The organism is Candidatus Erwinia haradaeae, assembly GCF_900698985.1.
GTDB classification, from domain to species: domain Bacteria; phylum Pseudomonadota; class Gammaproteobacteria; order Enterobacterales; family Enterobacteriaceae; genus Erwinia_E; species Erwinia_E haradaeae_B.
Map to the genome: position 1 here is coordinate 774,984 of NZ_LR217730.1, position 17,109 is coordinate 792,092.

The following is a 17,109-nucleotide window of genomic DNA, read 5'->3' on the forward strand; positions in this document are numbered from 1 at the left end:
ACAAAAGAATAGTAAATACATTAAAGTTTTTGATAAAATTAAAATAATCTTTAATTCTTTAAGTCTTAGGGATTATATTAATAATAAGTTGAGCCAATACTTCAGTATGAACCTGAAAGTTTACTACGTGTTCACCGATGGTTCTCAATACACCATGCGGTAAACGAACTTCACTTTTGATCACTTCTACGCCAGCCCTAGTCACAGCTTCTGCGATATCGCGAATACCAATAGATCCAAACAATTTACCCTCGTTACCTGCTTTAGACAGAAGTGTGACCATTTTTAATTCATTGATTTTCTTAGCACGCTGATGAGCTATAAGAAGAATCTTATTAACTTTAGCTTCTAACTCTACACGCTGAATTTCAAAAAATTCAATATTTTTTTTTGTAGCAGGAACAGCCTTACCATGTGGAATTAAAAAGTTACGAGCATACCCTGACTTCACATTGATATGCTCCCCCAAACTACCTAAATTCACTATTTTATCAAGTAAAATCACTTGCATAACTTATAGCCTCTTTGAGTACTGAATAAATAGTTCCATTATTTACTGATGGTGGTCAGTATATGGCAGCAAGGATAAATAACGAGCTCGCTTTACTGCACGAGCTAGCTGACGTTGATATTTTGCTCGTGTACCAGTAATACGGCTTGGTACAAGCTTACCACTTTCTGTAATATAATTTTTTAACACAGCAATATCCTTATAATCAATCTCTTGAATCCCTTCAGCAGTGAAACGGCAAAACTTACGACGACGAAAATAACGTGCCATATAGCTAGTCTCCAGACTCTATAAGTTCAATCTTTTTAGCATGCAATGCAATTTTATACAATCCATGACGCCCTTTATAAGAACAAAGAAAACCTTGAATATTCAACGATATCCCCATTACTATACATTGAGCTATACTTGGCTCAACTTGACCATTAATAACTATCGGTAACCAACACCAAACTCTCCGATAAAAACCGGCTTCTATATGCCTTGAACGGTGCTCAAGAATAAATTGACAATGCGGTATCCCTGAGGGGCTCACTGATCTCCTGGGCTCCTTATACACAGTGCCAGAAAAAATCACCAAATTATCTCTACCTGCCATAATTATCCTTCAGTAGTTCTAGTCTCCAAATCATGAGATATGTCATTTGAAACGTCTTCTCGGTGCTCCCGCCGGTCATCTTTAGCTCTAACCATATGAGATGCTTCAGTGACTGCTTTTTTCATACGTATAACCATGGCGCGAATGATACAATCATTAAATCTAAATTGATTTTCTAACTGATTAACAACCTCCTGTGTTGCTTCTATGTTCATTAAAACATAATGAGCTTTTTGTAATTTATAGATTGGATAAGCTAATTGACGACGCCCCCAATCTTCTAATCGATGTACAGTACCTTTAACGGCACTAATAATAGCAGAACATCGCTCAATTATGCTAGGAACCTGTTCGCTTTGATCAGGATGCACCATAAAAACAATTTCATAATGACGCATAAATGCTCCTTATAGATTTTTTAGCTTTGCGAGATTATACTTAACCTACATTAAAGAAACAAGCAACAGTGTTATTAACATTACTATATATAATATTTGTCGCATTAATCTATAATTATGTCTATTTTATATAGATAAATATAATAAGAATAAGTACAAATAATATTATAGATTATATCTCATATTAATGAAGTGCAAGATAATTAATAGAAAGCTCTAGTTTCTAATAACAAGTTATTTTGCATTAATTTAATTAATATTTATAAAAAACATATTATAAAGACTCTTTCTTAATATAATTATAACATATATTATAAAAAATAATCTTCAAACTTTAGTCTATATTTTTAGTAAATAAAAATTACATTTCATTAATTAATAATTATTCTTTAAAAATAGGAACCAATATGAAATTTATTATATATGGTTATAAACCAAGAGACTAACTTGCAGACAATTCAGAAAAAATCCATTCCCTACTATATTAGAATACAAATAAAATAGATGATGCTTTCTAAATAAAAATTTAAGATTTTTATTTTACTTTTAGCTTTGTTAATTAAGTTTGAATGCCTTAAATTTCCGTCTACCTCCTACATATATTGCTCTAATTTTTATCTATATTCATATTATCATCAGTCAAGTCGTCAATTTCTATTATTAATAATATCATAGTATAGTCTATTAATACTACTCAAAAACAGTAACATCAATTATTAATAACTTTACTTCTCTGCATAACCTAAAAATCTTTTTTAATGAAGACATTCAATAACATTGCAAAATATAAAAATTTCTAATTATATAGTTTTTATTGGGCAAAACGATATAATATTTAAAAAAATTTACATAGTAAACATAAGTTTTATATAGTATACTTATTAATATATTTATATATAAAATATATATACTTAATTGATTATTCCGACAACATTTTATCTGATAATATACAAGATACAGCTATTTTTGAGAGGATGATTAAAAAAAATTAAAAAAACATACACAAGGAATACATATAAGTATTAAGTTCTCTATTTTAAAGAAAAATATATCCTTGAATTGAAACAGTAATAAAAATATATAAAAGATTTTCAATAATTTAAGAGAATCATTCAATTAAAAATATATTTAAAAAGAGTGCACGTATAATATACAAATTTATAAACATGATAACTAATTACATAAAATTACCTCTCTAAAAATAAGAAAGGATTTTTGGACTTTTATTAAAGATAGAATATTTCTATCTTTTAAAAATATAAAAATTTATAAAAAATTTAATCTCATTTTAAAATAAGGCATTCTTCATTATATATGTATTGAATGTATACATTTGTTTATTAAGTTTATATCTTAATTTAAAAAGGATCTCATTTTATGCTAGCTTATTTTATTGTAAAAACCTATAAGATCTGTTTAAATCATGCTACAAGATAATCCATTATTAACGCAGCTAAAAGAAACCCTCCGATCAAAAATTAGATACGTAGAGGGTATAGTAAAAAGCACCGAAAAAGATTTTGGCTTTCTAGAAATAAGTCAACAAAAAAGTTATTTTATTCCACCACTATTTATGAAAAAAGTTATGAATGGTGACCGTATAATAGCAAGTATTAAACATGAAAAAGATCGTCTTATTGCGTATCCAGAAAAACTTATACAACCTTTTCTAAAACGTTTTGTTGGGCGAATAGAAAAAAAAAATAACCAGCTATTTGTCATACCAGAGCGTTCTTTACCAAAGCAAGCTATCCAATGTAAACCAAATATACATTTCATGAGATATTCTTTACAAGAAGGTGACTGGACAATAGCAGAAATGCTCCATCATCCACTTACAGGAAGCCAATTCTTTTTTGCTGAAATTATTGAATTTATAACCAATGAAAAAAATGATTTAGCTCCATGGTGGGTCACTTTAGCACGTTATAATCTGGAGCGTGAATCACCAAATATAGAATCTCCAACAGAAATGTTAGATGAAGCTCTAGACCGTGCAGATCTCACTAAAATGCCTTTTATTACTATCGATAGTGCTAACACTGAGGATATCGATGATGCATTATACATAGAAGACATCGGGCATGGCAACCTAAAACTTATTGTTGCTATTGCTGATCCGACTGCTTATATATCTTCTGGAAGCGTAATTGATACTGTAGCTGCCGAGAGATTATTTACCAACTACTTACCTGGTTTGAATATTGCCATGCTACCACGACATTTATCACACAATGTCTGCTCGTTACTCCCAAACAAACGAAGACCAGTTCTTGCTTGTCGAGTGATAATTTCTTCTAATGGAACCCCTGATAGTGATGTCCAATTCTTTGCTGCTTGGATTACTTCCAAAGCTCAACTTATTTATAATAATGTTTCTGATTGGTTAGAGGACCCTCAAAATAGTAATTGGAAACCAAAAAATGCAATAATTTCTCAACAAATAAATCTACTAAATCAGCTACGCTTATCACGCCACCAATGGCGACAAAAACATGCGCTTTTATTTCAAGATCGTCCAGATTTTCGTTTTTTATTAAATAAAAAAGGAGAAGTTCTAGATATTATTGCTGAACATCGACGCATTGCAAACCGTATTGTTGAAGAATCTATGATCCTTGTAAATATTTGTGCCGCTAACTTACTACGCGATCGATTTGGTTTTGGTATATATAATGTTCATCTTGGATTTGACCCCATGCATAGAGAACAAGCAGCCACAATGCTAACCAATCATGGCATCAACACTCATCCAATAGAGATAGCAACATTAGACGGATTTCGTATACTACGCCGACAACTAGACGCTCAACCAAATAATTTTCTCAATACTCGTATTCGACGCTTTCAGTTAGTGTCTGAAATTAAAACTACCCCTGGTCCGCACTTTGGTCTAGGCCTAGAAGTATATGCAACCTGGACATCTCCTATTCGAAAGTATGGAGATATGGTAAATCATCGCTTAATAAAAGCTATCATTAAAGGTGAAAATGGTATACGCCCTAGTGATGCTCTAACAACAAAAATGTCTGAACGTCGTCGACAAAATCGTATGGCTGAAAGAGATATAAATGATTTATTATACTCACGTTTTTTAAAAAAATCAATTAGTAGTGCTAAAAAATTTAGCGCCGAAGTAATTGATATATCAAAAAATGGTATGCGCGTTCGATTGCAGGACAATGGTGCAATAGCATTTATTCCTGCTTCTTTTATCGAAGAAGAACGTAATGATCTCGTATTTAGTCATATTTATGGCCATGTAAAAAATAAAAACGGGATACTTTACCGTGTAACCGATATCGTAGAGGTAGTAATTATAACAGTGAGGATGAAAACGCACAGCATTATTGCTCGTCTAGCAAAAAATTATTAATCATTATTGATTATTCAAAATAATGTACCTGTGTCAGTATTTTCTGTACAAAAGAGTATTCGTCACGATAAATCTAATTTCTTTCTTAACATATTTTTAAATAAGAATAAGATATATCCAGATACTATCTATAACTTTATAGTTAATTTTTCTCTTGTAGAATATTTTACTATCATTGAAAAACCTATCTCCTTTTTAAATTCTTAAGAACAAAAGATCAATATAGATATTTAAAAAAATATGTACTCTTGATTCTTCTATACAAACCAATATATTTTTTAGGGTTTGTTTAAAAAACATTATCATTTACTGAATGAATAATATTCACGATACGCTTTGTATCACTCAAGAGCTACTTGTTATATCGTTTAATCATATACAAATACTCTGTATCTTAAGGAATAATATAACTACTATAAAAGTGTAGTATTCTAGATTATTAGATGCTTATATTTTTTGTATCTAAAATAGATAACTCTCTATTTTTTTAAAATATTTATATAACTACTATTTTCGTTTTTTAACTGATTTTTTTTAAAAAATAAAAATATATACAATATATATCATTTATCAATGCTTCTACAAATATATAACGGTAGTTTATCATATCTTCATACTATTATAGTAATAAAAGCTTCTAACCATCTACACCATTATAGATCAAGCTTTGCTATACATATATAATAAAAAAATAAAAAAGAGTTATCGTGAGAAATAGCTTCTGTTTTTTAAAATTATGATAAAAAATTTTATAAAAACTATAATACTAGAAAAGTATTCTACATTAGAATAATTACACTATAGTATAGTAAGAATTATATCTTTATGAAGACACAGGAATGAACCTCAAAAGCAAATTAATATTATATAATGCAAAAATTTTCTAGAAACTCATGATTTTGTATAGTGCATATTTATTAATTTTATCTATAGTTATACATAGTTACTTAATACATACTACTATCTAATAATAGAAGGGAACCTGTTTATGGATTTTAATAATACATGGCGCGAAACACTTTATTCTGGCATAGGACAGCATTTTTCTATTGATAAAATCCTCTATCATGAAAAAACTCATTATCAAGATTTGATGATTTTTGAAAATATGACCCTAGGGCGTATTATGGTACTCAATGGTATAGTTCAAACTACTGAATATGATGAATTCATATATCATGAAATGATGTCACATGTCCCTTTGCTAGCGCATAGCGCACCACGTCATGTATTAATTATTGGCGGCGGGGATGGCGCTATACTGCGTGAGATCAGTCGCTATAAAAACATCCAAAAAATTACAATGGTTGAAATAGATCACAGTGTAGTAGAACTATGTAAACAGTACCTACCAAAACATAATGCTGGCGCCTATAAGGATCGTCGATTAAAACTAATTATTGATGATGGAGCTCATTTTATTCAAACAACCCATGAAAAATTTGATATAATTATTTCTGACTCTACCGATCCTATCGGACCAGGGACAAGCCTATATACTACAGATTTTTACCAAGGATGCCGAAACCACTTAAATGATGGTGGTATTTTTGTAGCACAAAATGGCGTCTGTTTTTTACAACATGAAACAGCAATTGAGAGCTATAAGAAACTCAAAAATTATTTTAGTGATGTTAGTTTCTATCAGGCTACTATACCAACTTATTATGGTGGTATCATGATCTTTTCTTGGGCAAGTAATAATTCTTTGCTTCGTAAGATAAATATGAATACGTTAACAAATCGCTATAAACAATCGGGTATCCAGTGCCGATATTATAATCCAGAAATTCATGCTAATAGTTTTGCTCTTCCACAATATTTATTAAATATGCTCTAATACTAGTTAGTATTTTAAGGAAAGTCACTTGCAAAAGCTAAAACTACATGGTTTTAATAACCTAACAAAAAGCCTAAGTTTTTGTATCTATGATATTTGTTATGCTAATACTGACGCAGAACGTGACGGGTATATTTCATATATTGATGAACAATACAATGCTAATCGATTAACCGAAATTCTCAGTAAAACTTGCTCAATTATTGGTGCTAGTATACTAAATATTGCACGTCAAGATTATGAACCACAAGGTGCTAGCGTTACCATGCTAGTAAGTGAAGAACTTATTGACCTACGTGATATTGACACATCTGAGCATCCTGGTCCCTTGCCAAGCTCAGTAATTGCACATCTCGATACAAGTCACATATGCGTTCACACTTACCCGGAAAGTCATCCGGCAGGAGATTTATGTACTTTTCGTGCTGATATTGAAGTATCTACCTGCGGGGTAATCTCACCATTAAAAGCCTTAAACTATTTAATTCACCAACTTGAATCTGATATTGTTACTATAGATTATCGGGTACGTGGTTTTACTCGTGATATAAATGGGATTAAGCACTTTATGGATCATGAAATTAATTCAATACAAAATTTTATATCAGAAGATATAAAAGCGATGCATGATATGCTGGATGTAAATGTTTACCAAGAAAATATATTCCACACAAAGATGCTTTTAAAAAAATTTGATCTTAGACATTATCTTTTTAATTCCAAACTAGAAGACTTAGGTACACAAGAGCATAAACGGATTACTAATCTACTCTGGAAAGAAATGAGAGAAATCTATTATGGTCAAAATATTCCTTCTATTGGTTAGAATACCTTAATTTTTTAATTATAAATTAATTGAAATAAATACACGTTTTCGCATTGAAAAAACTTTTTATTTATCATATTATCTTTTTATTTGGATGTTATATTCATAATAAGATTAATCAATAAATTGATAATAATCAATAAATTGATTCACTAATTAATAATCTATTCAAACTGATATATAATATAATTATATGATAGACATCATTGAGATGTCATCTTAATAATGCATCGAGCATATAAATACCATTACTACATAGTAAACAATTATAATTTTTAATCTGACACTTTTTTTATAAGTTAATTTAATGTTAAAATTTTAAGAAAATTTTTTAGTAATTATTTTTTATCTAGATTGCTAAATTCAAAAATTATTATATGACACAATTAACTCCACAAAGATCAGAATTAATTTTATTAAAATATGCATCGCTGAAATCTTATTTTATAAGTAACATATATATGGTAATTTTAATCTAATCATTAACACTATTTTAGATTTATTTCAAATATTAAAAGATAACCTTATAATTTACATATAATATCCAGAGTATTTTATAATTTCCACTATCAACTCAAAACAATACGATTATCATACCTACGTACAATAACAGTGGCATACTATTTTTATAATTATAATATATCCGATACTCACGATGTTTCTTTATTATTGTTGTTTTATATACTATTAAATCAGTAATCTTCTAATATAATTACTTTATTACTATTTTATAGCTTTTTACAAAACTCTTAAAATAAAATAAAAATAAAAAATTTTACTATAATCTATCTTTAGCGCCAAAATTATTTAATTAATTTCATTAGTTTTGTTACATATCACCTACAAAACTCATGTAACTATAACTACTATTTTAACAGAACCACTTGAGTATTTATTTTATATCAATTACACAGAAATTCAATAACCAGCCCTTTTTAGTACTGTAAAGAATTTTATACATAAAGACTAGACTAAACATACTAAATGTAGTAAAAATACTTCTTTAAGTTAAAATCAATTTCGAAAAAATTTATTAAATAAAAAAATAAAGCCATATATTCCTAATTTATGTATATGTAAATTATTTAAAGTATAGCATTATTTTTTATACTTAAATTCAAAACATAACTAAACCATCATTTTAAGTAAATTAAATAACTTAAAATAATATTCTATATTTAAGAGACTTAATTCAATATAGCAGTAATAATTTAGTGTATCTTATGATATAAAACACTCAAACGATCGATCTTATTAAAATCATAAATCATTTATTCATTCCAAGTACATATTGCTATCTTAATTATATAATAACATTTAGGAGATATAAAATATATAATATCTAATATTTTTAATTAAGTCTCTCATTTCTATATAAAAATATTATTTTTCTTTCATATGCTTAAAATTATTAAAATTATTCTATAATAGCTAAAATTACTGAATATTTCTTGTATAATTTACTGATAACAAGTAATACTGAAAATTATACAATTACTAATTTTGTAAATATATATAAAAATACTTCCTTATTTTTAACACAGTTTTTGTAAAAAAATAACTGCGTTCTGCGTTTAAGTGTTATATTAACTAATTTAATCCAATATATATTAATATGTTATAAAAAAATTTCAAACAATTATGCGTTAATTAGGATCTATTAACTGTCACAGTTGCCTGCTATGTTTTATAATTAACAATAACAAGACTCCTTCTCTTTATCGAGGAATATTATATTTTTTATTAAAAGACAATAAAACTATTTTTTTGAAAAAAAGCTAATAAATAAAGAAAACAAGATATTATAAAGAAAACTACCTATTGTTTATTTTTATAATGGCTTCTCCAGAACTTAATTAGCAATATCTGTACGAAAAAATTTATCCTTCCAGGAAATTAAACTAGATACTTGATAAACATGATTCTTGGCTTCAGACATATTTTCTCCCAATGCGGTTACGCATAACACACGACCACCATCAGTAATTATTGCATCATCCTGGAATACAGTACCAGCATGAAAAACTTTACACCCTAATATTTCCGAGACAGGCAACCCATTGATCTTGTAACCTTTAACATATTTTTCAGGATAACCCCTAGAAGCAAGGACTAGCCCAACTGCCGGACGAGGGTCCCAAATAATCGATCGCTGGTCTAATTCTCTATTTATTGCTGCAAGACACAAATCCACTAAATCAGATTTTAAACGCAACATCATAGGTTGACTTTCTGGATCACCTAAACGACAATTAAATTCAATAACTTTAATCTGGTTATAACGATCAATCATTAAACCTGCATATAAAAATCCTGTATAAGGAGACCCTTCTGACATCATTCCATGCACAGTAGGATAAATTATCTCGGTCATAATACGTTGATGCATTTCATTCGTCACGAACGTTACTGGAGAATAGGCCCCCATACCACCAGTGTTTAATCCCGTATTGTTATCACCTACTCGCTTATAATCTCGACTGGTTGCCATTGGCAAAATATTATTACCATCTACCATAACAATAAAACTAATTTCTTCTCCTTCAAGAAACTCTTCTATTATGATACGGTTACCTGCTGAACCAAATGCATTCTCACATAAAATACCTTTTATCACTAATTCTGCATCTTGCAGTGTATCAGCAATAATTACTCCTTTTCCAGCAGCTAACCCATTTGCTTTAATTACAATAGGAGTGCCTTTTTCACGTACATACTGAACAGCTGGTGCAACCTCAGTAAAGTCATTATATTCAGCTGTTGGAATACCATGACGTACTAAAAAGTTTTTAGAAAATATCTTTGATCCTTCTAATACAGCTGCTGCCTGAGTAGGGCCAAATATTTTAATACCAGCCTTACGAAATACATCTACTATACCCAGCAATAAAGGTGCTTCAGGACCAACAATTGCCAAGTCGATCTCTTCAGCAATTGCAAAAGATAATAATTTTTGAAGATTAGTAGACTGAATAGGTATATTCTTTAGCATAGGCTCTAATGAGGTTCCCGCATTACCTGGTGCAACAAATATTTTGGTTACTAATTTTGATTGCGATATTTTCCATGCCAATGCATGCTCACGAGCACCATTACCGATTACTAGAATTTTCATCTTAAACTCATTCTAATATAACAAACGTAAAATTAATTTAATGATTTCAGTTACTAAAAATGATTATTTTTTATAAAAATTTACAAGATATAAGAATATGATTCTTATCTATTTAATTTGCACTGCAAATAATCACATTATTTAACATATACTTGTATTTTTCTTGTGAAATTGAAATTAAATATAATGCAAATAATATGTATATTATATAATATAACATACATATCATATAATATAAAATATATGATATAAGTTTATTGATTTATCTTGTCTAAAACGCTATTTTAATCTCTTAATAATAATAATAACTTTAATTTTATAAAAAGATTTTAGTCATTCTATACAGTTAAAACGCTAAATATTATAAAAAAAACCTAATTAAAAATATTAAAATTAACAATTTTACCTATCAAAACTCTATAGTTCAAAAGTTATTAACATAATATCTAAAATAAGAATATATCGCTATACATATCTAATTTATTAAAGCATGAAAAGATAATTATATATGAAACATTTTTGAAAATACTAAATAATTAATATTAAGTATATCTTTTATATCTTAATAATTATTTTAGTATCTAATCTTTAAAAATTTTTTTATTCGTACAATAATTATTTTTTAATATACTACTTTATAACGTTTAAATAAAATAATATTTTTACATGCAAATCATGATGTAATTTTTACAATAATCAAATAATTAAATTATCAATGCACAATATAGTTGACACAATCAATTATCGATACTCTCACTAAACACAGTGATTATTAATGACAAAAATGACGCATATCAGTAAATATCATAACCATCTCATGTTCATCAGCTGCAGCTATGATTTTATCATCATGTATAGAACCTCCTGGCTGAATGATACAAGTTACACCCTGATCAGAAGCAATATCAATACTATCACGAAACGGGAAAAACCCGTCAGATGCCATCACCGATCCTTTTATGCTTAAACCTACCTCAGCAGCCTTCATCGCAGCAATTTTTACTGAATATACACGACTGGTTTGACCAGATCCTATACCGATAGTCCTGTGATTACATGCATAGACAATAGCATTAGACTTTACAAACTTTACTACCTTCCAGCAAAATAGTGCATCACTTAATTCCTTTTGGCTAGCTGCACGCTGACTCACAATGCGTAATTGATGTTTATTAATTAATGCAATATCATGATCTTGAACTAATAAACCACCACGTACACTTTTTAAATCTAGACTTGTTTGTTGAGTATGCTGTTGCCCACAAATTAAAACACGAAGATTTTTTTTAGTAGCAGTGATTCTTAAAGCATCGTCGCTAGCAAATGGAACAATAATAACTTCTACAAATTGTCGATTAATAATTTCCTGCGCGGTAATAGCATCTAAAGCGCGATTAAAGGCAATCACCCCACCGAAGGCAGAATCTGGATCGGTTTGATAAGCGCGTATATATGCATCAAAAATATTATCACTTAATGCCGCACCACAAGGATTAGCATGTTTAATAATGACACAAGCCGGTTCCTTAAACCCTTTTACACACTCCAAGGCAGCATTGGCATCGCTAATATTGTTATATGAAAGTATCTTGCCTTGCACTTGCTGTGCAGTAGACACTGACGGTACTATACTTGTATTATTTATATAAAAAGCTGCTAATTGATGCCTGTTTTCACCATAGCGAATATCCTGTTTTTTAATAAAATTTAAGTGTAAAATATTTGGAAAAGAATCAGGTAAATGACTTGTATTACTATGACATTCCAGAGTTAAGTTTTTAAAATAATTAGAAATTTTACTATCATACTCTGCAGTGTATTCAAATGCTTTTATTGCTAAATGAAACCTAGTATCCTTCGTAAGTGCATTATTGTTTATATCTAATTCTCTTAGAATATTCCTATATTCACTGCTTTCTATCACAATAGCCACATCTTTATAATTTTTAGCAGCAGAACGCACCATCGCTACACCACCGATATCAATATTTTCAATAGCAGAATCTAATGCGCCACCATGAGATATTACCTCCTGAAATGGATATAAATTTACAACTACCATATCGATAGGTACAATTCCGCATGAAGTCATAAAATCATTGTCTTGATCACGACGACCTAAAATGCCACCATGAACTTTAGGATGAAGCGTTTTTAAACGTCCACCCATCATTTCTGGTACTCCAGTATAATCGGATACTTCAGTAACAGATAAACCAGCATTAGATAAAAAACGAGCGGTTCCTCCAGTAGAAAATATCTCGATCTCTCTTTGACATAATGCTTGAGCAAACTCCAGAATTCCTACTTTATCAAACACACTAATCAATGCTCGACGTATAGGGCGATATTCTATCATATCATTTACAGTCCTTATCATATTATAAGTATATGTGAGATATTACCATGATAGTAAGATCTGTTTTATCATTAATATATAATTATATTTCTTAATATAAAACTTATTTAAACGTTAAATACATAACTCAATTTACACTGTAGTCAAAATTATGTAAAATATCTTTATAAAACTTAAATAAAATATTAATTTCTAATACTTAACTAAGTATTAAAATAATGAAAGTACCGCATCATGCATAAAAGTTATAATGCTAGAATCCGTGCTAGCAGATATTAAGATTTTGACATGATACTATTTAATAATATATTTTTATTATAATATAATTTATCTGCTACACTTCTGTATTAAATAGCTCTACTATTATTAATAGTTATTATATTTTTATTTTAATTAAATTATTAATCTATTCTATCTATTTTAAGTTAATATAATAAAAACCTATAAATTCAAAAATAGGAGCATTCAAGTAAACTCTATAGCATTTTTTTAATATTAAATTTAATATTAAAATATATTTAATTAAGATAAATTGTTTTTTTTGAAAAATAAATATAACAGTTAGGTCTCCGTATTCTACTAAAACAATAAATAATGAATTTATCTAGATTCAAATAATAACTAAATAATATTCATAATACTATTATATATAAACAATATATTTATACAAAATATAATGAATTTATCGACATTTTATATTTAAAATTAACTCAACCACAATTAATGATCAAAAAATAACTATCACTATCACAAAATTCTCTTTGATATTGAGATCAAAAATTTATTTTCGATGATACCAATATCATAATTATAAATTCAGATTATCAAAAAATAAAATATAAAAATATAATGAAATACATATAATAAAATTATTAAAATATTTATAACATTGTATGATTAATTTAGTACGGATTTTGTTTATAATCTTTTAGATATATTAAAAATAAACATCATTATTATTTTCTATAAAAGACTTACACTATAATAAATTATCTTTTATATTTTATTGTTAATTAATCATGCAAATAAAAATTTTTATTATTTGTTATGAAATCTATTCTGTAGTTTTATCAATACAGAATAAGAATTCTTTTTTATTTTTAATTAATTAATATATTCAATACTTCTAAGTAATAAATAGAGAAAAATTCACTAACATTTTGATTTTCCTGTGAATAAAACTCAGTAAAATTTAATAAAAAATACTTAATAATTTTAACGTTTTAGAACTTAAATAAATCTTATCTATATTATTTTAATAAAAACTTATATTTATTTTTATATAATAAAATTAAAAATAGTTTTTCTATATGTTAGGGTTTTTTATAAGATAAATATAGTGCAGTACTACAATGTAAAATTTTCTAACTCTTTAAAAAACAAGATAATAATAGTTATTATTAACATAATCACGTAATCATATTATTTAACATGATTGTAATAAAAATATAGAATTACTATTCTGCTGTTTTTATGTAACATATATTAGATACTTTATAAGATCAATATAATATCAATCTATACTGGATGTACTAATAGATTATTAGATGAAACAATATTTTAACAGATGCTAAATTATTCTGCACGAGTACTTCATAAGACCAATTGCAATAAAAACTATATAGAAGAAAAACTATTCTATTTATATATCAAAAAACAATTTAATGAGACAAAAAATTTATCTAATATTTAAATATACCTAACCTAGTTTAAAAATTATATCTAATAAGTGTTCTTCATAAGATTAATAATCTAATATAGTTTGCCCATGAACATTGAATAAAAAATTTAAAAAAAGTATTTATTTTTCTTAAAACAATTCTTAGTATATTTATATATTAACAACTTTTATCACTTAATCACTGATAATAAACTATTAAAAATTTTTAAAAGACTTAGATATATATTAATCAGTTTTTTATAAACCACTTGACTTTAAAACTGAAATACAAAAGATCTCTAGTACCTAAAAACTAAAACATTAAAAATAACCAAATAACACAATATATTTTATGAGTACATGAAAATATTACTAACTTAAAAGACTGATGATCAGCTACAAAATATTAATTCATAAAATATAGAAACCTACTTTCTGTTGTATACATAATTAAGGTCATACGAATTTATAATAAAAACTCTTTTTTTGAGATATTTATCACATTTCTATTACCTATAAGTACAATATAAATTTATTTCCAATAAAATTTAGTGTAATATTATAAAATATACACTGTATCTTTCAGTTATTTAATATAAAAAATTATATATAATATTTTGCTAAAATTAAACATGTCTATTCTAGTCAATGAGTAATAACATATCATTTTTAATAATAATTCACAGAGCTTATATTTATCTTATAACAATAAAATTGTTATAAGAGAGAATCAATATCATACTTAAGATTCAATACATACTTAATATAGGACCTATAATCTACATATAAAAAGTGACTCCATAAAGTTCTTAATAAACTATCTTAGACAATAGAACTGTTTTAGTAGTAAGAGACTAATATTTTTAGTCAAAATATCTTACTTATAAAAATATTAATAACATTACTTAAATTACGTCATACTTATCATAAATTTTGTAAATTAACAATTTATCTAAGCAACTTATTAAAATTAAGAAAGATAATTTTCATTAATCATAAAACATTATATGTAATTTTTTAAAATCACTAAATATTCAGAAATATGATTGTTCAATGGTAAATTAGCTACACAAAAAAAATCAAAAGATTATATAGCGAAATTTCTTTTAAGAAAAAAGTAATACAAACATAATTGCTTCACACGATACCGTAATGATTACTAATACTTATTAATATATATCCAGAATATATATTTTATTTTTCTAAAACTTTTAGAAAAAATTTTTTATTGGCTAAGAAAAATTTTTCAGATACCGGGATATATGATAAATTGTGATATAAAATTTAATAAAGAATTATTTAACACAAAATAAATAAAATTAGTCAATATATGTATTTTTTTGAAACTATCTTCTTTCATATCAACTTCAGCATTCAATTCATCTAGCTTACGAAGCATTAAGTTACGACAATAATGAGCTAGTTTTCGCACAGATTGATTAGTATACTGACGCGTATCAATGGGGGTAAGCATTTCAATGATCGAAAAACCATTACTAAGTCGATTTAGTTTAATTTTTTGGTGAGTATTAGATACCACTACTGGAATAATAGGTATACCAGCCTCTATAGCAATATAAAATGCACCAATTTTAAAAGGTAATAGACCGCGACCATAACTACGTGTACCTTCTGGAAAAATCCAAAAAGAAATTTTCTTTGTTTTACACTGAGACACTAAGTCTATTATTGTCTTATATGCCTTAATACCATTTTTTCTATCGATTAAAAAATTACCGCTTAACCAATAGAGAAGACCAAAGAACGGTATCCATAAAATGCTAGTTTTACCAACTGTCACAGTAGTTGACTGTAGCATGTTAGCTGCAGTGATCATGTCAAAGTTATTTTGATGATTACATATATAAATTGCATTTGGATAATGTTCAGCCCCTTTGGGTTTTCGTAATTGCACCTTAAGGCCAAATACTGGGGCAAGTCGTCCAAATAAACGACTAAAAATAGCTACGTGTCGTGGATCTCTTGGATGAGGCGCGCAATAAATACAACCAAAAACACAAACACATATCGAATATACTACCACTATAAAGGTACGCAGTATAGCAAGCATCGGATCTTAGTCCTTTAAGGTAATAACCCCATTATTGAAATATAAAGATTCTTTGAAATTATGCTTTAAAAAATAGGAATGATTATTACTAGGATCTTCCTGCCAATAAAACAAATAATATGAATGAAATTTTTAAATCTATATTTTTTTATTCTAAAATTTAAATTTTTATACAAATTAATTAATTATATGACCGATTCATAAAAATTATTATTAATATAGAGCATTTAAATTAACAAAAGATATATGATTACGGTGTTTTAACAGTATACAAAAATATATCTTTTGAATCTTACCAGCAATATCCACTATTTTTTGTATGCGCATATATTGTAAACCCCATGACAGAGCTCTT

10 protein-coding genes are annotated in these 17,109 nt (G+C 27.3%); 3 read left to right on the forward strand and 7 right to left on the reverse strand.

All coding sequences use genetic code 11. The features are described 5' to 3' along the window. Nucleotides 1-58: 58 nt before the first annotated feature. The 4 genes from rplI to rpsF are packed head-to-tail and all read right to left on the reverse strand — an operon-like array spanning nucleotide 59 to nucleotide 1,507. Nucleotides 59-511 carry a 50S ribosomal protein L9 gene (rplI, locus tag ERCIPSPA2889_RS02410; RefSeq protein ID WP_157989255.1) on the reverse strand — a complete coding sequence of 151 codons (453 nt, stop codon included), beginning with the start codon at nucleotides 509-511 and terminating at the stop codon, nucleotides 59-61. A 42-nt stretch (nucleotides 512-553) separates the two neighbouring features. Continuing rightward, complete coding sequence (gene rpsR / locus ERCIPSPA2889_RS02415) at nucleotides 554-781, reverse strand: 30S ribosomal protein S18 (RefSeq protein WP_157989256.1); 228 nt, start codon at nucleotides 779-781, stop codon at nucleotides 554-556. 4 nt (nucleotides 782-785) lie between these two features. After that, nucleotides 786-1,109 (reverse strand): primosomal replication protein N, encoded by a 324-nt coding sequence (gene priB / locus ERCIPSPA2889_RS02420; RefSeq protein WP_157989257.1) that lies wholly within the window; start codon nucleotides 1,107-1,109, stop codon nucleotides 786-788. A 2-nt stretch (nucleotides 1,110-1,111) separates the two neighbouring features. Next, a complete protein-coding gene (rpsF, locus tag ERCIPSPA2889_RS02425) occupies nucleotides 1,112-1,507 on the reverse strand; it encodes a 30S ribosomal protein S6 (protein ID WP_157989258.1) in 396 nt (131 codons plus the stop codon). 1,423 nt (nucleotides 1,508-2,930) lie between these two features. Here rpsF and ERCIPSPA2889_RS02430 point away from each other — a divergent pair. From ERCIPSPA2889_RS02430 to speD, 3 genes are all read left to right on the forward strand, one after another. Further along, on the forward strand, nucleotides 2,931-4,883 hold the full coding sequence (locus ERCIPSPA2889_RS02430; protein ID WP_157989259.1) for an exoribonuclease II: 1,953 nt from the start codon (nucleotides 2,931-2,933) through the stop codon (nucleotides 4,881-4,883). A 988-nt stretch (nucleotides 4,884-5,871) separates the two neighbouring features. Beyond that, nucleotides 5,872-6,723: a polyamine aminopropyltransferase gene (gene speE / locus ERCIPSPA2889_RS02435; protein WP_157989260.1), complete on the forward strand. Its 852-nt coding sequence runs from the start codon at nucleotides 5,872-5,874 to the stop codon at nucleotides 6,721-6,723. Between the two features lie 28 nt (nucleotides 6,724-6,751). Continuing rightward, nucleotides 6,752-7,549, forward strand: coding sequence for an adenosylmethionine decarboxylase (gene speD / locus ERCIPSPA2889_RS02440; RefSeq protein ID WP_157989261.1), 798 nt, complete (start codon nucleotides 6,752-6,754; stop codon nucleotides 7,547-7,549). A 1,852-nt stretch (nucleotides 7,550-9,401) separates the two neighbouring features. Here the strand turns inward: speD and purD are convergent. The 3 genes from purD to ERCIPSPA2889_RS02455 form a co-directional block, all read right to left on the reverse strand. After that, a complete protein-coding gene (gene purD / locus ERCIPSPA2889_RS02445; RefSeq protein WP_157989262.1) occupies nucleotides 9,402-10,664 on the reverse strand; it encodes a phosphoribosylamine--glycine ligase in 1,263 nt (420 codons plus the stop codon). Nucleotides 10,665-11,436: 772 nt separating this feature from the next. Continuing rightward, nucleotides 11,437-13,023, reverse strand: coding sequence for a bifunctional phosphoribosylaminoimidazolecarboxamide formyltransferase/IMP cyclohydrolase (purH, locus tag ERCIPSPA2889_RS02450; protein WP_157989263.1), 1,587 nt, complete (start codon nucleotides 13,021-13,023; stop codon nucleotides 11,437-11,439). A gap of 2,906 nt (nucleotides 13,024-15,929) precedes the next feature. Next, nucleotides 15,930-16,754 carry a 1-acylglycerol-3-phosphate O-acyltransferase gene (locus ERCIPSPA2889_RS02455; protein ID WP_157989264.1) on the reverse strand — a complete coding sequence of 275 codons (825 nt, stop codon included), beginning with the start codon at nucleotides 16,752-16,754 and terminating at the stop codon, nucleotides 15,930-15,932. Between the last annotated feature and the right edge of the window lie 355 nt (nucleotides 16,755-17,109).